The organism is Pyramidobacter porci (assembly GCF_009695745.1).
Classification (GTDB): Bacteria; Synergistota; Synergistia; order Synergistales; family Dethiosulfovibrionaceae; genus Pyramidobacter; species Pyramidobacter porci.
In genome coordinates this window covers 98,601-119,807 of the sequence record NZ_VUNH01000003.1, presented here as the reverse complement: position 1 = coordinate 119,807, position 21,207 = coordinate 98,601, and the positions used below count along the sequence as shown (strand labels likewise).

Here is a 21,207-nt window from a genome sequence, read left to right as displayed (position 1 = left end):
GAAAATTTTCGGCCCGCCGGCGCGGGATGTTTTTGTTCAGCTCAATCCAGCCGCGCTATTTCACCTTCCAGCGATTCTCCAGCAGCTGCAAGGCCCCCGAGGTGACGCTGGTCAGCACCAGATAGACCAGCGCGACGAAGATGAACGTCTCGAACGAGGCGTAGGTGACGCTGCGCACCTGCTGGCCGACCATGGTCAGGTCGCTGATGGCGAGCACGGAGAGCAGCGACGATTCCTTGATCAGCGTCACGAACTCGTTGCCGATGGCCGGCAGCATGTGACGGATCGCCTGCGGCAGGATGATGCTCTTCATCGTCTGCCAGTAGGACAGCCCCAGCATCTTGGCCGCTTCCCACTGCCCCTTCGGCACGCCTTCGATGCCGCCGCGCACGATCTCGCCCACGTAACCGGACGAGTTGATGCCGATGCCGAGGATGCCCGCCGTGGCCGCGTCGAGATTGACGCCCAGCGCCGGCAGTCCGAAGTAGATCAAAAAGAGTTGAATCATCAGCGGCGTGCCGCGCAGCACGTAAATGTACGTCGCCATCAGATAGCGCAGCGGCTTGAACGGCATGACGCGGAACGAGCCGATGAAGATGCCCAGCGCCGAGCCGAACAGCACGCCGAGGAACGAAGCCTGAATGGTCACGCACACGCCCTTCCAGAACATGTGCATGTACGGGATCAGCACGGAAAAGTCCAGTTCCATTTACTCCGCCTCCTCTGCTACGGCCGTGCCGTAATGGGAAAGCACGCGCTGCAGGAACGCGCGCGTGCGCTCCTTCCGCGGACGCACGAAAATGTCGTCCGGCGCGCCCTGCTCGACGATGCGCCCGTCGGCCATGAAGATGACGCGATCCGACACATCCTTGGCGAAAAGCATCTCGTGCGTGATGATCATCATCGTCATGCCGCTTCTGGCCAGGTCGGCGATGACGTTGAGCACATCGCCGACCAGCTCGGGATCGAGCGCCGAAGTCGGCTCGTCGAAAAGCATCACCTTCGGGTCCATGGCCAGCGCGCGGGCAATAGCCACGCGCTGCTGCTGGCCGCCGGAAAGCTGCGCCGGGAACGCCTCGAACTTGTCGCCGAGACCGACGCGGTCCAGCAGCTCCCGTGCGGTCTTTTCCGCCTCGGCGCGGGATTTGCCGCGCACCTTCATCGGCGCGATCGCCACGTTCTCCAGCACGCTCAGATGCGGGAACAGGTTGAACTGCTGAAAGATCATGCCCAGCAGCTCGGACTCCCTGGCGTTGGATATCTTCCCGCCGTCCATGCGGCGGCCGTAGACGGAGATCTCGCCGGAATCGATCTTCTCCAGACGGGCGATGCAGCGCGCCAGAGTGCTCTTGCCCGAACCGCTCGGGCCGATGACCGTGATCACTTCGCCCTCGTCGACAGTCAGCGAGACTCCGTTGAGTACGTCGAGAGAGCCGAACGACTTGTGCAGATCCTTCACTTCTATCGCGTGAGTCACATTCGCTCACCTCCATTGAAATGCGTTCATTATAAATCAACTATCAGTTTATTGCCAGATGAAAATTGCAATTTTGTTTATATTTTTCACGAAAAGAACGCCGGCCGCAAAAAAACAGGCCGGCGCGTCGGCCAGCCTGTCTTATAATATTTTTCTACAGCCCCATGACGCGGGGAATATAAGTCGTGAAAACCGGAAACGTCACGATGATCAGCTGCACGGCCAACGCCACGAGCACGAACGGCCAGATCCGGCGGAACATCTCGCCCAGCGGCACCTTGCCCACCGCGGCGACGATATAGTTGCACGCTCCCACCGGCGGCGTGATCAACGCGATCGTCACGTTCAGCGTCATTACCACGCCGAAATGAAACGGGTCGATGCCGGCCTTGGCCGCCAGCGGCGCGAACACCGGCGTCAGCAGCGTCATCACCGAGATCTCCTCCATGAACATGCCGATCACGAAGACGATCAGGCTGAGCACGACCATCAGCAGCCAGGGATGTCCCAGCAGGCCGGCGTCCACGATGACCTGGCTGAACGCCTGAGTGACGCGCTCCCACTTGAGGTACCAGCCGACCACCGAAGCCGCGCCCATGATCAGAAAGATCGCGCTGGTCAGGCGCACCGTCTCGCCGACCGCTGCGGCGAAACCGCGCAGCGTCAGCCGGCGCGTCACCGCCGCGCCGGCGAAAACGCAGTAGCCCGCGGCCAGCGCGCCCGACTCCGTCGGCGTGACGATCCCCGACATGATGCCGCACATGATGATGCACGGCGCCAGCAGGGCCAGAAACGAACGGGACAGGATCCGCCATTTCTGCGCGTACACGCCCGTCAGATCGGTCTTCGGCACGTCGTACTTGCGCACGTAGTACCAGTTCATGACCATGTAGGCCAGCCCGAGCGCGACCCCCGGCGCCATTCCCGCGGCAAAGAGCCCGCCGATGGACGTGTTCGTCATCGACGCGTAAATGATCATGAAGATGCTCGGCGGAATGATCGGCCCGATCAGCGAACTGCCCGCCGTGATTCCCGCCGCGTAGGAGGCGGGAAAGCCTTCCTTCACCATGGCCGGGATCAGGATCGAGCCCAGCGCCGAAGCGTCGGCCGCAGCGCTGCCGTTGACGCCGGCGAAGATCACGCTGCCCAACACGTTGACGTAGCCCAGTCCGCCGCGCACCGAGCCGACCGCCAGCCGGCTGAAGTCGATGAGGCGGTCGGTGAGTCCGGAACGGTTCATCAGCGTGCCCGTGAGGATAAAAAAGGGAATCGCCATCAGCGAGAAAGAATCCATGCCGCCGAAAAACTGCTGCGGTACGACGCGCAGCAGCGTCAGGCCGCCCGCGCCGAGAATGCCGAGCAGCCCCGCCATCGTCAGCGAAGCGTAGAGCGGCACGCCGAAAAGCATCAGCGCAAAAAACGCCGCCAGCAGAAAAATGCCGCTCATCGTTTTTCGCGCCCGCTTCCGGAGTCATGCAGATACTTGCCGACGACGACGGCCATCAGCATGGCCATGCCGACCGGCACCGCCGTCAGAGGCACCGCCTTGGGCACGCCGAGCGCCATGGTCTTCATCTTCCAGCCGCCCATCACGTTTTGAGCGCCGAACCAGACCATCACGCCGAGGACCGCGACTTGGACCGCCGCCGACAGGAAGCGGCAGAACGCCTTGCCGCGCGGCGGCAGGACGTTCACCACGAAATCGATCGACATCTGATCGCCGTTGAGAAAGGCCGCCGCCGCGCCGATCAGCACCATCCACACCAGCGAAAAGCGCGCCAGTTCCTCCGTCCAGATGGGGGCGGCGTGACATAAATAGCGCAGCACCACGCCCATGACGATGTCGCCGATGTTGATCATCAGCAGCAGCCCGCCAAACCAGAGACTGAAGAGCCCCACCCAACGGCTCAGCCGTTCGAGAGAATTCATGCGCTGCCGGGCCTCACTTCGCAGAGGCTTTTTCGTTGGCCGCCTTGGCGTCGCGCAGAGCCGCTTCGAGCCACTCGGCGGGAACTTTGCTCTTCAGCCACTCGATGTAAGCCGGCTGGCCGACGTTGCGGAACTGCTCCATCTCCGCGGGCGTAGGCGCGTAAACCTGCATGCCCAGCCGGCGGCACTTTTCCACCTGCTGCGAATCCTCCGCCTCGATGCGGGCACGGGTAAGGCGGTTGGCTTCCTTCGCCGCTTCGAGGATGACGGCGCGCTCTTCGTCGCTGAAGCTGTCGAACAGATCGCCGTTCATGACCAGAAACTGGTCGGAGTACTGGATGTTCGCCAGCGTCATGTACTTCTGCACTTCCGTCAGGCTGCCCAGAAGCACGTAGAAGGCGGGGTTCATCTGCCCGTCGACGACGCCCGTTTTCAGCGCCATGTAGAGTTCGCCCCAGGGGATAGGCGTACCGCTGGCGCCGAACGCCTTGAAGATTGCCACCTGCCCCTCGTCCATGCCGCGGAACTTCAGGCCGGGGAAATCGGCGGGGCTGCGGATCTCGCGCTTGGAGTTGGTGAAAGCGAGGAAGCCGCCCTCCTCCACCGCTTCGATCAGTACACAGCCCGTGCGCTCGCGGAACAGCTTCTTCAAATTGGCCCAGTATTCGCTCTCGTCGAAGAAAACGTGCGCTGCCTCGTAGCTGTTGAACATGAACGGCACCGACGAGGGATACAGCTCCGGCAGCACCGTGCCCATGGCGGCGAACGAGGAGACGTCGGCCACCGGCTGATTCAGCCCGTCCTTCATCATCAGCTCCATGCGCTGCTCTTCGCTGCCCAGCTGCTCGTCGGGATACAGTTCGAACGTGATGTTCCCCTGCGTGCATTCCGCGACGCGCGAGGCGAACTCCTTGACGAAGTAATGCACCACGTTGTTCTCGACGTTCGCCGGGCCGATGTGCGACATCTTCACCACCCTCGCCGCGCCCGCCGCGCCGTTCAGCCCCAGTGCCAGCGCACAGGCCAGCGCCACTTTCCCGATCACAGATCTTTTCATTTTCCACGCCTCCCAGGTCCGAGCTTTCCGCTCGAAAACTCCTGACATTCTATCCCAAAGAACTCAAAAATGACAGTGTCTCTTCAAAAAACAATTTTTCACGCTACGTCTCCCCCCTCACGCCAACTCTTTCTTACACCGTTTCTCAATTAAAAGGGCGAATACTGGGCGCTGCCAGCAAGATTCACAAAGCGGGCTGCACAGCAGTCGAGCTTGTCCCGAACGCCGGCATTTTCTCGCCGCGCCAGCAAACGATGGCGATACTGCCTATCAAGAATCAGTGTTACCTTGCAGAACAAAATTTCGTCAACAGAGCATCGTCGACACGCCGATCCCGACGGAGCCGCCGACCGGCAAAGCGCCGTCGGAAGTTCTCTGCCGGGATATATGGGGCAGGCATTCAAATTTATGAAGCATTCTTCACAAAAAGCCCCTGCGCCAGCTGCCGTCCAAACGGCGTCTGATACAGGGGACTTTTTTCGCGAACGCTTTATCACTACGACTCTGTCGTTGCAACCTGGCGGCCCCGGCGCGACTCGAACGCGCGACCTACTGCTTAGGAGGCAGTCGCTCTATCCATCTGGGCTACGGGGTCGTTTCCAAAAGCGGGTTCATCATAACACAAGCGCTTCAAAGCCGCAAGAAATGAACGCCGACTTCCTTACTTCCCAGCGATCCACGACGCGTCGGGATCCGCCACGATCACGGTTTTATTCAGCGCGCGCGTTTCGCCGCAGCGAAAGCAGCCGTGCAGATGGTCGTTGATCACGCCGCAGGCTTCGAGGAACGAGAACATGCTCACCGTGCCGACGAATTTGAAGCCGCGCCGGCGCAGGTCGGCGCTGAACGTATCGGAAAGGGCGCTGCGCGTCAGGCGCTGTTTCTGATAGGCGGGATAGATCACGGTGCGCCCGTTCGTAAAGCTCCAGACGTACGCGGCGAAGCTGCCGAATTCCCGGCGCACGTCGAGAAAGCGCCGGGCGTTGTTCACGACGGCGCGCACTTTGCGTTCGGCGTGGATCATCTCGGGATCGGCCATGATGCGGGCGGTTTCTTCGTCGTCGTATCCGGCCACCTGAGCGTAATCGAACCGGCTGAAATTGCGCGCGAAGCACCGGCGCTTGCGCAGCATCAGCAGCCAGCTCAGCCCGCAGCTCATGGACTCCATCAGCAAATGTTCGAAGAGGATGCGGTCGTCGTGTTGCGGCACACCCCATTCTTCGTCGTGATATTTTCTCAGCAGTGGCTCGGCGGCGCACCAAAGACAGCGTCTTTCTGTCAAAATCATTCACAGCGCTCCTATTTTTCTTTTAACGTTCCTCGCCGGAAAAGCGCAGGAACCGCCTCAGCCGCTTGTACATCACAAACGCCAGCAGCGACGTGACGCCGTATTTGAACAGGTTGAACGGCAGCAGCGCGTAGACCATCAGCGTATAAAGATCCGTCACCGCGGCATTGACGGCGTGCCCCATGCCGATTACCGTCTCCATTTTCAGTCCCAGCAGCCGCGCGTAAGCGGGAAAGAAAACGAAAAAGTTGCCCAGTACGATCAGCGACGAAGCGCACAGCGTGCCCCAAAGCAGCGCCTGCGCCGCGGCGCGTTTCGTACGCCGGCGGCCGTAAAAAAGCGCCGCGGGCACGACGTAGCACAGACTGCCCCACAGGTTTGCCAGCTCGCCGACGCCCATGGTCGTCGTGCCGTTGAACAGAAAATTGAGCGTCACCTTGACGGCCGCCGCAAAAGCCCCGGCGCCGGGGCCCACCATGCAGCCGCCGAGGACCACCGGCAGCTCGGAAAGATCGAACTTCACAAACGGCGGCACAAAGGGCGCCGGAAATTCGAGAACCATCAGCAGCGCGCCGATCGCCCCGAGCATACCCGTCAGAACAAGCGAATGCAGTGAAAAACGCCGGCAGTACGCCAGCGGCATGTTGTCATCCTTCATCCAAGTCCTCCGCAGAATACCGAAATGATTTTCTTGCGAATATCATACTCCGTCCCGCTCAATTTACCAATCGTCAGTTTTTCCATCTCGGTCGAGATCATAAAAAAATTCGGAACGCCTCTTACCGGGCGTTCCGAATTTTTTCGCGTCCATGCCGATACTGATTTCTGATAGAAAATATCAGGATGAAAGGCAACGCGGCACAGGACCTTCAGAATATTTCAAAAAACTGTATTTTCACTAAGCCCTTTCAGTTGAAAACGAGTATCAATCGAACGACGGCAAACAATGAAAAACTTTCAACAGCGGCTGCGAAACGCCGAAAACGCGCTGCGTTTCCTCGCAGTCGAGCGCCAGCTGTTTCATCAGGCTCATGCGCCCGCTGAAGCGCGTCATCAGACGCAGCCGCTTCAAAAAGGCCAGCAACGGCCGGCGGCCGTACAGATCGCCGTGAAAACCGATTACGTGCGTTTCGATGCGCAGGCTGCCCTGAACGAGAAACGTCGGATTGCGCCCGACCGAGATGGCCGCTGGCCGCCAGCAGCCGCCGTGCCACATCGCGCCGGCGTACACGCCCTCGCCGGGCGTCAGTTTTTTTTCGTCGGGAAGCATGTTGGCCGTGGGATAGCCCATGGCGCGTCCGCGCCGATCGCCGCTCACCACCCGGGAAAAGAGGAACCACGGATAACCGAGCAGTTCGGCCGCCTGATCCACGTTGCCCGCCTGCACCATATCGCGGATGCGCGTGCTGCTGACGACGATGCCGTCGTCCATGACCAGCTGCGGCATCAGCGCCAGCTCCAGGCCGTGTTCGGCACAGTAACGGAGAAGAAATTCGCCGTCGCCGGAACGCTCGCGCCCGAAGCGGAACTCACGCCCGACGACGATCCCCGTCACATCCAGACGCGCGCGCAGTTCGTCGAGGAACAGACGCGGCTCCGTCGAGGCGAATTCTCGAGTAAAAGGAATCTCCAGCGGCTCGGGAATGTCGAAATTACGTCGCAGGAACGCGGTGTCCTCGCGCGTGAAAAGCCGTGCCTTCAGGCCGCCCAGCACGTAACGGGGATGCGGCGAAAAGGTCACGACGTTCCATTCGGTATGAGCGCGCGCGGCCATTTCCCGCGCCTGGCGAAACAGGGAAAAATGGCCGCGATGATAGCCGTCGAAGGCCCCGATGCAGACGATCACAGGCGTACCGCCTTGGGGATGTTGGCTTGCGGGTAGACCACCGCGCGGTCGTTTTCGACTCTCAGCGCGCCGAGGCAAAGACAGTCCTTCCCCACGACCATCACGCCCTCGTCCACCGGCACCACGCCGGGATTGCGGAACCGCATGAAGCTCACGTACACGCCAAGGCCGTTGCCCAGCCGTTTCTCGCAGAAAGCGTTGGCGTCGTAACTGTAATACTGGGAAGCCAGCGATTCGACGGACTGAATCCGCCCGGCAAGTTCCGCTCCGCCCGCGGGAGCCTGCGGATTGTAAGGCAGCGCCTCTTCGGCGCGGTAACAGCCGACGCACAAGCGGCGAAGTCCCGAGAGGTGCGCGCCCGCTCCCAGAGCGCGCCCAAGGTCGCGGGCCAAGCTGCGCACGTACGTGCCGCGGTGGCAGCGCACCAGCAGGCTGGCCGCGCCAGTTTCGTCGCGGCCGAGATAGCGGATCGAAGTGACGTTCACAGGCCGGGGCCGGATGTCCGGCTCCCGGCCGGAACGCGCCAGCTTGTGAGCGCGCGTGCCGTCCACTTTTACCGCGGAGACGCGCGGCGGCGTTTGCAGCCGCACGCCCTGAAAAGCCGGCAACGCGCCGCGCAGCGCCGCCTCGTCGTAAAAGACCGGCGTCGGTTCGCTCAGCGGCTCGCCGGTCGCGTCGTCGGTGCTGGTCTCCCAGCCGAATGTCACGCGCGCCAGATAACTTTTCGGCAGATTCATCACCGCTTCGCTCAGGCGCGTGGCGCTGCCGGCCAGCAGCACGAGCGTTCCCGACGCCGACGTGTCCAGCGTGCCGGCGTGCCCGATCTTCTGCTTCCGCCCGCCGAGCGCCTTCGACACCGCGGTGACGCAGCCGCGGCTGGGCGCGCCGTAAATCTTGTCGAGAACGAGGATCCCGTTATACACGGCTCAGTTCCTCTTCCAAAGCTTTCAGCCCCTCTTCGAGGGGCAGATAGATCTTGCAGCCGGCCGCGTACCGATGCCCGCCGCCGTTCCACTTCGCGGCGATCGCCTGAGCGGAAACGGGGCCGCGGGAACGAACGCTGCAACGCAGACAGCCTTCGACCTCGCTGACCATCACGGTGACGTCGGCGCCTTTCATATGCGTCAACATATTGATAAGCCCCTCGGTGTCGCTTTCGAGCGCCCCCGTCTCGCGGAAATCGTCGCGAGTGATCCACGAGAGCGCGGCGCGCGCGCCGACCGGCCCGACGCGCGCCATGCAGCGTCCCCACAGGCGCAGTTTCGCCGGCGTATCGTTGAAATGCAGCCGTTCGTCCAGTTTGGCGGGAACCGCGCCAGCCTTGACCAGCTCCGTCGCGATCCGCATGGTGTCGGCGGTGGTGTTGGAAAACTTGAACCAGCCGCAGTCCGTCGCGATCGACACGTAGAGCGCTTCGGCGATGTCCGCGTCGATCGCGCAGCCGAGAGCGAGAACAACCTCGTAGACCATCTCGCCGGTCGCTGCGGCCTGCGGATCGACCCAGTTCACCTCGGCGCCGAACCGTTCGTTGCTTTCGTGATGATCGATGCTGATGCGCGGCTCCAGACCGGGAACGCCGCGATCACGGGCGCTGACGTCGACGGCAATCACGCAGCGTCCGTCCTCGGACGCGGAAGCGCCGGCCCGGTACTCGCCGCTGTGGGGCAAAAAAGAGTACAGCGGCGGCAGCGAATCGACGCCGCCCCAGATCACGTCGTGTCCCAGTTTTTTCCCGGCCGAAACAAGGGCGCTGCCGCAGCCGAGCGTATCGCCGTCGGGCTTGACGTGGCAGACGATGCGCCACTTCGGCTCGGCCAGAAGGATGCGCGCGATCTTCTCGGCTTCAGTCATCGGGTTCCTCCGGCGCGTCTTCCGCCTCCACGGGCGTTTCCGGCGGCAGCTCGGCGCTGATCCGGTCGAGCACGCGGTCCATCTCGCGCGCCAGCTCTTCGCTGTCGTCGAATCTGAACGTCAGTTCCGGCACGGTACGGTACGACAGCACGCGCCCCAGCGACGAACGCACGTAGCCAGAAACTTTCTCGAGCAGTTTGGCAATCTCGGCGCGTCCTTCCTCGCGGAGCGTGGTGTAATAGACCTTGGCGTACTTCAAATCTTTCGAACACTCCACCGAGGTGACGATCACTTCGGCCAGTTTCTCGTCGCGCACTTCGCGCGAGAGGATCAGCGAGATCTCGCGCTGAAGCTGGCTGTTGATTCTTCCCATTCTGAAACGAGGCATCCGTTTCCTTCCTCTCTTGCGAACCGGTCCTTCCTGCTCGACGCGCCGGCGCTGAGATGTCACTTCAGTCTGCCGGCGCGCGAACGGTTCTTTCACAAATTTTTACAGAGTTCTCTTCTCTTCCACGAGCTCGTAGGCTTCGACCACGTCGCCCTCGCGGAAATCCTGATAGTTGGTGAAGGTCATGCCGCATTCGAAGCCCTCGCGCACTTCGCTGGCTTCGTCCTTCTCGCGGCGCAGCGAGGCCACCGAACCTTCCCAGATCACGATGCCGTCGCGGACCAGACGCACCTTGCTGCCGCGTTTGATCGCTCCCTTCATGACCCGGCAGCCGGCGATCTTGCCGACCTTGGGCGCCTTGAAGATCTTGCGGATCTCCGCTTCGCCCAGCGAGTTCTCCTTGATCGTCGGCGTCAGCAGACCTTCCATGGCCGCCTTCACGTCGTCGATGATCTCGTAGATGATGCTGTACAGGCGGATCTGCACGTTTTCTTTCTCGGCGAGTTTGCTGGCGCTGTTCTCGGGGCGGACGTTGAAGCCCACCACGATGGCGTTGGACGCCGTGGCCAGCATGATGTCCGATTCGGAGATGCGCCCCACGGCTGTGTGCACGATGTTGATGCCCACGTCCTCGGTGCCGAGTTTCTCCAGCGAGCCGACGATCGCTTCGATGGTGCCCTGCACGTCGCACTTGATGACCAGGTTCAGCACGGGTTTTTCGCCGTCCTGCACCTGACTGTAGAGGTCTTCCAGCGTCATGCGCTTGACGGCCATGTTGTTCTGAGCGTTGCGGCGTTCGGCTTCGAGGTTGGCGAAGTAGTCGCGGGCCTCTTTCTCGGAGCCGATCTGGTGAAAGTGTTCGCCCGGCTGCGGCACGCCGTTCAGGCCGATGATTTCGACGGCGGTGCTGGGACCGGCCTGCTTGACGTTTTTGCCGGCATCGTTGAACATGGCGCGCACTTTGCCCCAACAGGAATCGAACAGAATCAGATCGCCCCGGCACAGCGTTCCCTGCTGCACGATCACGGAGGCGACGGCCCCCTGCCCCTTGTCGAGTCGCGCTTCGATGACGACGCCTTCGGGAGCGACGGCGGGATCGGCCTTGAGATCCTGCATCTCGGCCACAAGCGAAATCATTTCCAGCAGCTGATCCACGCCTTTGCCGGACTTGGCGGATATTTCCACCATGACGGTGTCGCCGCCCCACGCTTCGGACACGAGGCCGTAACCGCTCAGCTCCTGCATGACCTGCTGCGGGTTGGCGGTAGGCTTGTCCATCTTGTTGATGGCGACGATGATGGGAACGCCGGCGGCCTTGGCGTGATTGATGGCTTCGATGGTCTGAGGCATGACGCCGTCGTCCGCGGCGACGACCAGCACGGCGATGTCGGTGCACTGGGCGCCGCGGGCGCGCATGGAGGTAAAGGCTTCGTGCCCGGGCGTGTCGAGGAAGACAATCTCCTTGCCGTTGTACGTGACGTGCGAAGCGCCGATGTGCTGGGTGATGCCGCCGGCTTCGCGGGCTGTCACGTGAGTTTTGCGGATCGCGTCGAGCAGCGAGGTCTTGCCGTGGTCAACGTGCCCCATGACGGTGACGATGGGAGAGCGCGGTTTGAGATGCAAGCCGCGCGGCGCCGCTTTGCCGCCGGCGGGCGCTTTCGGCTCGGCCGCTTCTTTCTCTTCCGCGGCGGGAGCTTCGTCGCTCCAGTCGACGTCGACGCCGCAGACGTCTCCGAGAGTGAGCAGGATGTCGTCGTTCAAGGACGCGGATGCGGGAACCATCATTCCGGCTCCCATCAGCTTCTTCACGGCCTCGCCGGCGGAAAGTCCGAGCGCGTCGGCCAGGTCTTTCACACAGCCGCCGTGTTTGACTTTCACGGTCTTCTTTGCGGGAACGGGCGTCTTCTCTTCCGCCGCCGGAGCGGGCGTTTTGCCTCCGGCCTTCTCGGCTTTCGGCGCGAGAGCCTTCTTTTCAGGCCCGGCCTCGGCGGGCGCGCTCTTTCCGGAGGGCCCTTTCTTCTTTTTGCTCTTTTCGATTTCCTCTTCGACAAGCTGGATCGCGTCGTCGTCGATCGTGCTCATGTGGGACTTGACGGAGACATTCACCTTTTCCAGCAAAGCCAGCAGATCCTTGTTGTTCATTTCCAGCAGCTTTGCGAGTTCATAAACTCTCATTTTACTCAACGGCATTTCCTCCTTCTGGAAGCAGTCCTTTTATTTTCTCTGCAAAGCCGCTCCGGAGCGGAAGGGCGACTATCTGAGCCTGTCGCAGTCCCAGGAGTTGTCCAAGTTCTAAACGGCTTACTCCCGCCAAAACGTGCACGTCGGCAGCTTTGGCGTCAATGGCTCTTTTCAGCGTCTCGGAATGATCGCGCGTCAGCAGAACGGACAGGTTCTGCCCGGCGGAAAGGCTGTTCAGCACGCGGTCCTGACCGACGATCAGCTCGCCGGCGCGGCGCGCCAGCCCCAAAGTTCCCTTGATTTCCTCAAAGAGTTCCGCCGCGTCGGGAAGCGCGTCGCTCTCCCCGAGGTTCACCGCGGCGCGCAGTTTGGCCTGCACCTCCGCGGGGACGGAACATTTGAGGGATTTTTCCAGCAGCCGCCTCTTCAGGCAGAGGGCCACGCACTGGGGCTCGGGACAGACGTACGCGCCCCGTCCCGAGGTTTTTCCCTGTTCATCCAGCACGACCTGTCCGTCGGGCCGGCGTACCACGCGCAGCATATCGCGAGGAGCGCGCTCGCGACGGCAGGCCACGCAGCTGCGGGGATTCACGGATCGCCTCAAGCTCGCTCCCTCTCTTCGGTCTCGGGCTTGCCGGCGGGCGCGTCGCCGGTGTCGGTGTTGATGTCCACTTTCCAGCCTGTCAGGCGGGCGGCGAGGCGCACGTTTTGTCCGGCTTTGCCGATGGCCAGCGAGAGCTGATCAGCCGGAGCGTACACTTTGGCGGTGCGGTCCTGCCCTTCGACGGCCTCGACGCTGGTCACGCGGGCGGGCGAGAGCGCGTTTCTGATGAACTCGAGAGGATCTTCGTTCCAGACGATGATGTCGATCTTTTCGTCGCAGAGATCGGCACTGATGCTCCTGATGCGGGCGCCGCTGTTGCCGACGCAGGCGCCCACGGAATCGACGGCGGGGTCGGTGGAGGCCACGGCGACTTTGGCGCGGGCGCCGGCCTCGCGCACGATGCCTTTGATCTCGACGGTGCCGTCGTGGATCTCGGGAATTTCCAGTTCGAGCAATTTCCTCAGCAGGCCGGGGTGCGTGCGCGAAACGACGATGCGCGGGCCGCGCCCGGTCTGGCGCACGTCGAGCAGAAAGAACTTCTTGCTCTCGCCGGGCGTGTAAACTTCGCCGGCGATGCGCTCTTCCCTTGGAAGTACGGCTTCGCTGCGTTCGCTCAGGCGGACAAGGATCTGGTCGTTTTCGGCCTTGAAGATGGTGGCCGTGATCAGGTCGCCGATCTTGTCGTTGAACTCATTATATACGATTTCGCGCTCGGCGTCCTTGAGGCGCTGCGTGATCACCTGACGGGCGGTCTGCGCGGCGATGCGCCCGAAACTCTTGGGGTGCTCCAGCACGGGCACCTTGACGCTGTCTCCCTCCTGAACGTCGGGGTAGCCGAGGGCGCGCGCCTCGCCAAGACTGATCTCGCTGTCGCTGTGCGCCTCGGAATCGACCGCCCGGCGCACGTCGAAAATGGACACGCTGCCGGTCGTGCGGTCGATGGCGACGACGGGATCGAATTTGCCATCCTTGAATTTTCGATAGGCCAGCGCCAGCGCCGCCTCGATGCTGGCGAGGATCACTTCTTCGGAGAGGCCCCGCTCCTCGCCCAGCTGTTTGAGAGCCCCCAGAAAATCAACACCCAGTTCCATTCTAACTTTTTCCTCCCCTTTTCTTGAAGGTCTTCTTCTGCCCCTTCTCTTCCACGTAAACCAAATGCGCCCGCTGGATCTCCGCCAGCGGGAGATCCAGCGGTTCGCCGCCGCAGTCCAAAAGGACCGAGCCGTCCTTTACCCCCTCGATCACGGCCGTGACGCGCCGTCTCCCTTCGTAAACGCCTTTCAGGCGGACGCTCACGGAGCGTCCCGCAAAACGCGCGTAATCCTCCGCTTTGAACAGCGGACGTTCCAGCCCGGGGGAACTGACCTCGAGCAGATAATTGTCCTCGAAGGCGTCTTCCGCACTATCGAGCAGGCCGCCGATCTCCTTGGCGCTTCGTTCGCAGTCGTCGAGACCGACGCCGCCGTCGCGGTCGATGTACACGCGCAGGATCTGCGAGCCGGCTTCCTTGACGGTTTCCGCGCCGACGAATTCATAGCCCAGCGATTCGACGAGCGCTTTCAGCTGCTCAAAAATTTTTTCCATATCCACGACGATACCTCGCTTTACGATTGGCCGATTTATAAAAAACGAAGAGTGGGCGCAGCCCACTCTTCACTCCCAGCCTCCAAATTCTTCACGCATTGTAACATGAAAGTTTTCAGTTAGCAACCTGTTTCGTACAGAAAAATTCTCTTCGTTCCCCTCCGTCCCCTCCGTCCAACGCCGTCTGGGCGTCAGCGGCGCAGCGTCGCCGACGCCCAGACGAAGACGGCCTGCGCGTCGCCGGCCGGGCCGACGCGTTCGCCCGATTTGAAAGTCACGCTCAGCCTTCCGCCGCCGAGAACCGTCTCCAGCGAACGGACGATCGCCTCTTTCCACGACGCCAGCCGCGGCGTCTGCAAAGTCAGCACCGCGCTCAGCCATTCGAGCCGCCAGCCTTCGGCGTTAACTTTGGCGAGCGCGTCGCGCAGCAGCGCCATGCTGTCGGCATCTTTGAACTTTTCGTCGCCGGCGGGATACAGCGTGCCAATGTCCGGCAGCCCCGCAGCGCTGAGCACGGCGTCGGCCGCGGCATGAGCGAGCGCGTCGGCGTCGGAATGACCGTCAAGCCCCAGCGCCGAGTCTATGGAGACGCCGCCGAGGATCAGTTTCCGTCCCGGCACGAGCGGATGCACGTCGTAGCCGAGGCCCGTGCGGATCTCGCCTTCGCCGGCAATCTTCTGCGCCATCTCCCAATCGCCGCCTTCCGTCACTTTGAAGTTCACGCTCTCGCCCGCCACCCAATCAAGAGTTCCGCCCCGCTGCAGCCACAACTCGGCCTCGTCTTTGAACTCGGCGCGGGGGGCGGCGTTCTCGAGCAGTTCCCGCAACGCCGCGCGGGGAAAAAGCTGCGGCGTCTGGGTGATGTAAACGCCGTCGCGGTCGAGCGGTTCGATGCGCCCGTCTTCGATCTTTTTCAGCGCGTTCGCTTCCGGCAACAGCGGTGCCACAGCGTTTTTCCCCGTCGAGGCGGCGATCAGACGCCGGCACAAAGGCACGCTCGCAAAAGGGCGAGCGGCGTCGTGCAGAAGCACTTCGTCCTCATCGCAGGCACGCAGGGCCGAAAGCACGGAAAGCGCGCGCGACGCGCCGCCAACCACGACGATCGCTCCGTTGGGCAGCGCCGGCGTCATCTGCGGCGGCAGGACGAGCACGATCCGGTCGACCAGCTTTTCCCGCCGCAGCCTCCGCGCCGTTTCCAAGCTCCAGTGCCAGACGGAGCGTCCGCCCAAAAGGCGGAATTGTTTGGGTTCGCCGCCGAGGCGCGTTCCCTTTCCCGCCGCGAGGATGACGAAAGCGCGGCTCAACTTTTCACCTCGCGTTTGACGCGCCCGAAGACCATGCGCCCGGCCGAGGTTTGCAGCAGCGACGAGAGCGTCACCTCCACCGTCTTGCCGATAAAGGGTCCGCCGTCTTCGACGACGAGCATTGTGCCGTTGTCGAGGTAGCCGATCCCCTGACGCGCATCCTTGCCTTCCTTGATCAGGCGCACCGTCACCTCGTCGCCGGGCAGCAGGGTGGGCTTCATCGCGTTGGCCAGATCGTTGACGTTCAGCACGCGCACGTTTTGGATCTGTGCGACCTTGTTCAGGTTGTAGTCGGTCGTGAGCACGTCGCAGCCGAATTTTTTGGCCATGGACACCACCGCCGAATCCACGAATTCGGTGTGGTAATCGTCCAGCGACGCCTCGGTCAGCGCCAGTTTCACCTGCTGAAGTTTCTGCAGCTCCTTGACGACGTCCAGTCCCATGCGGCCGTGGGCGCGCCGGTTCTGATCCTTCGAGTCGGCCACGGTCTGCAACTCGAGCAGAACGAACGACGGCAGGATCAGAGTGCCCTGAAGGAACCCCGTTTTCGCGATGTCGAGGATGCGCCCGTCGATGATCACGCTGGTGTCGAGAATCTTGCGCGGCACCGGATCGGCCGCCGGCTCGGGGTCTTCGGCTTCTTCCGTCTGAATTTTTCCGGCGCGGCCCTTCCGCTTCTGGCTGAGACGTTCCCTCACCGAGGCCATGGCGCTGCGGATGTCTGCCTGGCGAGTCACGAAGATCCAGGCCATGACGAAGCCAATTAGCACGTTCAGCAGTACCGTCAGGTACGGGCCGAAGGGCGTGCCGGAAAAGGGCAACACCAGCAGGTTGGCCAGCACGAGCCCGACGATCATGCCCGTCAGTGCGGCGACGATCTCGGGCCAGGCCGTACTGCGCAGCTGGCGTTCGAAAAGCAGCCCCACGTCGTGAAGCAATTTCATGAAATACGGCGCCAGAAGGACGCCAATAAAGCCGAAAACAGCAGTGGAAAGAACGATCGCCAGTCCATGGAAAAGAAGCGTATCCGGAAGATACGTCCTGAGAACGGGCGCGCCCGTCTGGTAACCGGCCAGGGCCCCCAGCAGTCCGAGCAGAGCGCCGCAGCTGTACCTGACGATTTTTTTCAGTCCGTCGGTCATGATTGGATTCCCACCTCCTTTGAACGAAACGAGAGCGCCCGAAAAGCGCTCCCGAAATTCCGCCGGCTACTCCCTGACCTCTTGCCGGCTCTCCAGCGCCGCGTGAAGCGTGACGCGGTCGGCGAACTCGATGGAGCCGCCGACCGGCAGGCCGTACGCCAAGCGCGATTTTTTCACGGGAACGTCCCGCAGTGCGTCCAGCAGCGCGTAAAAGGTCATGTCGCCTTCGATGCGCGGATTCGTGGCGATGATCGCCTCGCGGATAGGGTACTCCTCGAAGCGTTTGCGCAGCAGGCGCACCGTCTCTTCGGGGAGCGATTCGCGGTCTTCAAGCGGCGAAAGCGACGTGCCGAGCACAAAGTACAGACCGTTGAAAAGCCCCGACTGCTCGATGCTGACAAGGTCCTCGATGGTCTCGGTGACGCAGAGCAGCGACCGGTCGCGCAGCGGGTCGCCGCAGATGGGACAGGGTTGCGTCTCGGTCAGGTTGCCGCACTTCTCGCAGGTCGTCAGGCGCCGGTTCAGCTCGCCGACGGAACGCGCCAAGTCGGCGCCGAAGCTCTCGCCCTCCTGAAGCACGTAAAAGGCCATGCGCCGGGCGCTCTTTTCGCCCACGCCAGGAAACTTTTTCAGCAGCGAGATCAGGCGTTCGATTGGTTCAGGCAGAGCCATTGCCGGTCACTAAAACGGCAGCTTCATGCCGCCGGTCAGCAAGCCCATGCGCTGTTCCATCATTTCCCGGGCTTTGTTGGCCGCGTCGGACACCGCCGCGAGGATCAGGTCTTCGAGCATCTCCACGTCTTCGGGATCGACCACTTCTTTGGAAAGCTTCACGCCGACCAGTTCGCCCTGCCCGTTGACCGTGGCACTGACCATGCCGCCGCCGGCGTTGCCCTCCACGCGGGCCTCCTTCAGCTCTTCCTGCGCCTTCATCATCTTCGCCTGCATCGCCTGAGCCTGCTTGAGCATCTGGTTCATGTTGCCCACACCGCCTCTGCCGCCAAAATTCATTTTTCTTCAATCCTTTCGCAAAATACGATTCAATGATGATATTTCGAGCCTTCGTGGATCATGGCCGCGCGATAGATCTGCTCGCTGAGAAGCAGCAGCGCCATCTCGTGCGTGAAGGTCATTTTCGACAAAGATATTATCACGTTTCCGCGTTTCTGCAGCGCCGCCGAGGTGCCGTAGGGGCCGCCGACCAAAAAAATCAATGTGCCCCGGCCGCCGCCCAGCCGCTCGAAAATTTCAGCCGCAAACTCCTCGCTGCCCAGCTGCCGGCCGCGCTCGTCCAACAGAAAAAGAACGTCCTCCCGACCGACGCGCTTGAGGAACTCCTGCCCTTCCAGCTCTTTGCGCTGCTCGACGGTCAGATTTTTCCCCTTGCCCGGTTCGGGCAGAAAAGTCCACTCCACCGGCAGCAACGGCTTCAAACGCGTCTGATAGTGTTCCAGCCCTTTGACGATAAACGGCTCGCGCGGACGTCCCATGGTCAGCACCCGAATTTTCATCGGTCTTCAACCACTTTCCGACGATGCCGTTCCGTTTCGAAGGCATGCTCACGCGCGGCGCGCTGCGCCGCAAAAGACCGCGCCGTCTGTCCGCTCTCCCGCTCCGCTTGTTTCAGGCTACGGCGCAGGCGGCGGATCAAACGGTCCGCCGAGCGCAGCTCCATCATACCGTTGATGTAGTCCCACAGCGCGCAGATCAGTTCTTCGACTTGAAGCGAGGCACTCTCCGCCTGCGGCGAGGTAAGCAGCGACGTGTAGCGCGGCAGCAGGCCGTGCCGCACGATGGCGTCCGCACGGTAAAACTGCAGACACTCCACGCCGGAACGAATTTCCTTTCTCGATTCGACGGCGATCGGCAAAAAACTGAGCCGGAACAGCTCGGCGCTTTGCGGCCCGCTGTAAATGTTCAGCATCGCCAGGGCGTAAGCGGTCCGCGCCGTCAGTTCGTCCAACCGCCGTTTTCGTTCGAGGCTCCGGGCGCCGAGACGTTCCCGGCTGACGGTCAGGCGATGGATGCGCTGGCGCAGCCTCTCCGGCAGAGAACGGACGTCCGTTCCGTTCATCGGGACGCCTCCCCGACGTCGTTGCGGCTGTACTCCCGCAGCAGCGACAACGGCACGCGTCCGATGCGGCTTTCCGGCATCAGGGCAAGGATCTGCCAGATGCGCTGCGGCGAAGCGTCAGCGCGCGGCTCCAAGTCGCTCATGAATTCATGCAGGGCGCGTTCGAACGCTCGCTCTTCATCGCCCAGCGGATATTCGTCCATGCGCCGGCGTTTCAATTCCGCTCTCAGCTCTTTGCACTGGCGGCGCAGCAGACGGGCGTATTCGACCGAACGGTCCATCCCCCGCGGAAGCTGCGGCGTGTAGCCGTTCAGCGACAGCGAGCCATCGCCGCGCAGGATCAGAACGCCGTCAAAAAGATCGCGCAGCGCCAGCAGTTCCGAGGGCAGCCCGGCCACCTTGCGCTCGGAAAGCAGCATCGCCACGGTGATGCGCCCTTTATGCCCGTACAACAGCTGCATGTGGGTGCTCAGCGCGTTTTTGAAGCCGTTCAGCGCTCCGGCGCGGCTGCGGTAATAGCCGCGCAGCGCCAGATCTTCCTGATAAAAACGCGCCCACGATTCGAGGTCGAGCACCATCATGAACACGTCGCGCCCTTCATTGGCGCGCCCGATCGCCGCCTCCCAGCCCAGGCGCAGCGGTGTCATGCTCTGATAGAGCTGATCGCGGCTGTCGGAAATGAACAGTCCCTCGTCTTCCAGACCGTAATGGTTCCAGATGCGGCGGACCTCCCGCGCCTCGTTTTTCGAGGTGTCGAGCGAGATCAGGCACGGCCACTGACGATCCGAAAGCGCGCCGTGCAGCAGCGCGGAAAAGAAATCCAGCGACCGATAAAACGACACTCCAGCCACAAAGATCGAATGGCCGTGCTGCAAAGGGAAAAGCGTGTCCACCGGCGCGATCCCCGTTTTGAAGACGGAGCGGCGCGTTAGCCGCGAAACGACCAGCGGAGGTTCGGCCGGCAGTTCCAGTTCGCTGCTGCCCAGCCAGACCCGCAGCGAATCGCGGCAGAGAGAATGTTCGCCGTCGCAGATGCGCACATGACAGCGGTCGTTTTGGACTTCGACGACGCGCCCCACAAAGCTGTCGCCCGAGTCGTCCTGGATCGTCACCAGATCGTTCAGCGCCGCGCCGGCGAGACGCTCGACCCAAAGCGACGAAGCAGAGAGAAAACTGACGTTGTTCGAACCGCGGCGAAGCAGTTTCATGGCCGTCCCTCCTGCGCGCGCAGCCAGTCGATAAAGCTGCGGCGGCGCACGTCGGGCCATTCGCGAAAGTTCAGCTGCAGTTCGGCGCGGATTTTCAGCACCGACGCCAGCAGCGCCGGACCGGGGCGAGAGGCCAGTTTTAGAAGTGTCTTTCCGTCGGCATCGCTCCACTGCACGCGATTCTCAGGCGCCGTCACAAAGCTGAGCGGAGAATACTCCACAAAGAGCGAGCCGAAAAGCCCCGTCAGCGCTTCCACTGCGGGGCGAAGATCCTCGTCGCATTCCCCGGTCAGGCGGGACAGCTGCCGCCAGCAGCGTCCGGCCGGCGACAGTTCGCCCCAGGAATCTTTCGACGGCACAAGGTATTCCGACGATTCCTCAAGGATAATGCCCGTGCGCATGAACCGCGGCAAACGCCCCATATAAGGATGCTCAGCAAGAGGCGAAAAGCCTTCCTCATAGCGCCAGCCGACAAGCAGCGACGTGGAACGCCCCTCTTCATCGGGCAGCGATTTGAGATCCAGCAGTTCGCCCAGCTGGCGCCGGGCCGTATAAGGATAGCCGTCGGGGAGCGGCAGTTCGCCCGAGCTTTCGCCGTATTCACGCGCCGATTCCAACCAATAATGCAGATCGTCGATCAGGACCAGACGCCGCCGGGCAGCATGAGGACGCCCCGTCAGATACGTGAGCGCCCGCGGCACCAGCGTCTTCATCGCCGGCACGTTCCACGGCGGCGTCCAGAGGATCACGCATCTTTCCGCACTGCCGGCCATCTGTACGGCTCGGCAGTAACGATACAGCTCGCGGTAACCGCCTTGGCAGAAAATATACAGAAAATCCGCCCGCTGCGCCGCGGCGATCTGACTGAACAGCAAGGCAAATCCGCCCGGCGGTGTGCCGAGTAGCACCACGCCCTCGCCATCGTGCAGATTCATGAACTCTCCCAACGTTTTCAGCCCCCAGAAACTGCCGCCCTCCGTCTCCTGCGGAGCCGCGAAAAAGTCGAGATTGCCCATTGACACGTCACCGATTCTTATAACCGATCGTCCCAGCGGATCGAGCACGACGCCCGGTTCCGTGCGGGCAAAGCGGTCTTCCAGCGTCTCGCCGCTCAGACGCAGCAGTTCGCCCGGACGGATCTTTTCCGGAAGATCCAGCGGCAGGATGCGCACGTTCCGTCCGTTATGACTCTGCACCTGCCCATACCACAAGTTGTCTTCGGTGCAGGCGAATTCGCCCAGCACGACCGGAAATTCGGCTTCGATGCAAACGCT

23 protein-coding genes and 1 tRNA gene are annotated in these 21,207 nt (G+C 62.2%); all 24 read right to left on the bottom strand.

Annotated elements, in window-relative coordinates; translation table 11 throughout:
• Positions 1-55 precede the first annotated feature (55 nt).
• The 24 genes from FYJ74_RS03805 to FYJ74_RS03690 all read right to left on the bottom strand — a co-directional run bounded on the left by FYJ74_RS03805 (position 56) and on the right by FYJ74_RS03690 (position 21,177).
• Positions 56-709 carry an amino acid ABC transporter permease gene (locus tag FYJ74_RS03805; protein ID WP_154528270.1) on the bottom strand — a complete coding sequence of 218 codons (654 nt, stop codon included), beginning with the start codon at positions 707-709 and terminating at the stop codon, positions 56-58.
• Positions 710-1,477, bottom strand: coding sequence for an amino acid ABC transporter ATP-binding protein (locus FYJ74_RS03800; RefSeq protein ID WP_326830861.1), 768 nt, complete (start codon positions 1,475-1,477; stop codon positions 710-712).
• A gap of 154 nt (positions 1,478-1,631) precedes the next feature.
• Complete coding sequence (locus FYJ74_RS03795; RefSeq protein WP_154528269.1) at positions 1,632-2,924, bottom strand: TRAP transporter large permease; 1,293 nt, start codon at positions 2,922-2,924, stop codon at positions 1,632-1,634.
• Positions 2,921-3,406, bottom strand: coding sequence for a TRAP transporter small permease (locus FYJ74_RS03790; protein ID WP_154528268.1), 486 nt, complete (start codon positions 3,404-3,406; stop codon positions 2,921-2,923). Before FYJ74_RS03790 ends, FYJ74_RS03795 begins: the two co-directional genes overlap by 4 nt.
• A gap of 13 nt (positions 3,407-3,419) precedes the next feature.
• Entirely contained in the window at positions 3,420-4,463 is a 1,044-nt protein-coding gene (locus FYJ74_RS03785) for a TRAP transporter substrate-binding protein (RefSeq protein ID WP_154528267.1), read from the bottom strand.
• 518 nt (positions 4,464-4,981) lie between these two features.
• Positions 4,982-5,058 (bottom strand) — tRNA-Arg (locus FYJ74_RS03780).
• Positions 5,059-5,124: 66 nt separating this feature from the next.
• Positions 5,125-5,751 carry a DNA-3-methyladenine glycosylase I gene (locus FYJ74_RS03775; RefSeq protein WP_154528266.1) on the bottom strand — a complete coding sequence of 209 codons (627 nt, stop codon included), beginning with the start codon at positions 5,749-5,751 and terminating at the stop codon, positions 5,125-5,127.
• 22 nt (positions 5,752-5,773) lie between these two features.
• Positions 5,774-6,409 (bottom strand): ECF transporter S component, encoded by a 636-nt coding sequence (locus tag FYJ74_RS03770; protein WP_154528265.1) that lies wholly within the window; start codon positions 6,407-6,409, stop codon positions 5,774-5,776.
• A gap of 267 nt (positions 6,410-6,676) precedes the next feature.
• Positions 6,677-7,597 carry a riboflavin biosynthesis protein RibF gene (gene ribF / locus FYJ74_RS03765; RefSeq protein WP_195838786.1) on the bottom strand — a complete coding sequence of 307 codons (921 nt, stop codon included), beginning with the start codon at positions 7,595-7,597 and terminating at the stop codon, positions 6,677-6,679.
• Entirely contained in the window at positions 7,594-8,520 is a 927-nt protein-coding gene (gene truB / locus FYJ74_RS11870; protein ID WP_154528263.1) for a tRNA pseudouridine(55) synthase TruB, read from the bottom strand. Before truB ends, ribF begins: the two co-directional genes overlap by 4 nt.
• The gene (locus tag FYJ74_RS03755) at positions 8,513-9,448 is read right to left on the bottom strand and encodes a DHH family phosphoesterase (protein ID WP_154528262.1); all 936 of its coding nucleotides are present in this window, start codon (positions 9,446-9,448) and stop codon (positions 8,513-8,515) included. The genes truB and FYJ74_RS03755 overlap by 8 nt, the downstream gene beginning before the upstream one ends.
• A complete protein-coding gene (gene rbfA / locus FYJ74_RS03750; RefSeq protein WP_154528261.1) occupies positions 9,441-9,836 on the bottom strand; it encodes a 30S ribosome-binding factor RbfA in 396 nt (131 codons plus the stop codon). Before rbfA ends, FYJ74_RS03755 begins: the two co-directional genes overlap by 8 nt.
• 102 nt (positions 9,837-9,938) lie before the next feature.
• Positions 9,939-12,026, bottom strand: a complete 2,088-nt coding sequence (infB, locus tag FYJ74_RS03745) for a translation initiation factor IF-2 (RefSeq protein ID WP_326830860.1) — start codon at positions 12,024-12,026, stop codon at positions 9,939-9,941.
• The gene (rnpM, locus tag FYJ74_RS11605) at positions 12,013-12,621 is read right to left on the bottom strand and encodes an RNase P modulator RnpM (protein WP_195838785.1); all 609 of its coding nucleotides are present in this window, start codon (positions 12,619-12,621) and stop codon (positions 12,013-12,015) included. Before rnpM ends, infB begins: the two co-directional genes overlap by 14 nt.
• Positions 12,618-13,712: a transcription termination factor NusA gene (gene nusA, locus FYJ74_RS03735; protein WP_154528259.1), complete on the bottom strand. Its 1,095-nt coding sequence runs from the start codon at positions 13,710-13,712 to the stop codon at positions 12,618-12,620. The genes rnpM and nusA overlap by 4 nt, the downstream gene beginning before the upstream one ends.
• A 1-nt stretch (position 13,713) precedes the next feature.
• Entirely contained in the window at positions 13,714-14,205 is a 492-nt protein-coding gene (locus FYJ74_RS03730) for a ribosome maturation factor RimP (protein WP_229769342.1), read from the bottom strand.
• 191 nt (positions 14,206-14,396) lie between these two features.
• Positions 14,397-15,509: a 2-C-methyl-D-erythritol 2,4-cyclodiphosphate synthase gene (ispF, locus tag FYJ74_RS03725; RefSeq protein WP_154528257.1), complete on the bottom strand. Its 1,113-nt coding sequence runs from the start codon at positions 15,507-15,509 to the stop codon at positions 14,397-14,399.
• Entirely contained in the window at positions 15,506-16,651 is a 1,146-nt protein-coding gene (locus FYJ74_RS03720; RefSeq protein WP_154528256.1) for a PIN/TRAM domain-containing protein, read from the bottom strand. Before FYJ74_RS03720 ends, ispF begins: the two co-directional genes overlap by 4 nt.
• A 66-nt stretch (positions 16,652-16,717) precedes the next feature.
• Positions 16,718-17,323 carry a recombination mediator RecR gene (recR, locus tag FYJ74_RS03715; RefSeq protein WP_154528255.1) on the bottom strand — a complete coding sequence of 202 codons (606 nt, stop codon included), beginning with the start codon at positions 17,321-17,323 and terminating at the stop codon, positions 16,718-16,720.
• A gap of 9 nt (positions 17,324-17,332) precedes the next feature.
• Positions 17,333-17,662: a YbaB/EbfC family nucleoid-associated protein gene (locus FYJ74_RS03710; protein WP_154528254.1), complete on the bottom strand. Its 330-nt coding sequence runs from the start codon at positions 17,660-17,662 to the stop codon at positions 17,333-17,335.
• Positions 17,663-17,691: 29 nt separating this feature from the next.
• On the bottom strand, positions 17,692-18,162 hold the full coding sequence (locus FYJ74_RS03705) for a 23S rRNA (pseudouridine(1915)-N(3))-methyltransferase RlmH (protein ID WP_154528253.1): 471 nt from the start codon (positions 18,160-18,162) through the stop codon (positions 17,692-17,694).
• Positions 18,159-18,725 (bottom strand): hypothetical protein, encoded by a 567-nt coding sequence (locus FYJ74_RS03700; RefSeq protein ID WP_154528252.1) that lies wholly within the window; start codon positions 18,723-18,725, stop codon positions 18,159-18,161. Before FYJ74_RS03700 ends, FYJ74_RS03705 begins: the two co-directional genes overlap by 4 nt.
• The gene (locus FYJ74_RS03695; protein ID WP_154528251.1) at positions 18,722-19,933 is read right to left on the bottom strand and encodes a hypothetical protein; all 1,212 of its coding nucleotides are present in this window, start codon (positions 19,931-19,933) and stop codon (positions 18,722-18,724) included. The genes FYJ74_RS03700 and FYJ74_RS03695 overlap by 4 nt, the downstream gene beginning before the upstream one ends.
• Positions 19,930-21,177 (bottom strand): hypothetical protein, encoded by a 1,248-nt coding sequence (locus tag FYJ74_RS03690; protein ID WP_154528250.1) that lies wholly within the window; start codon positions 21,175-21,177, stop codon positions 19,930-19,932. Before FYJ74_RS03690 ends, FYJ74_RS03695 begins: the two co-directional genes overlap by 4 nt.
• Positions 21,178-21,207 lie beyond the last annotated feature (30 nt).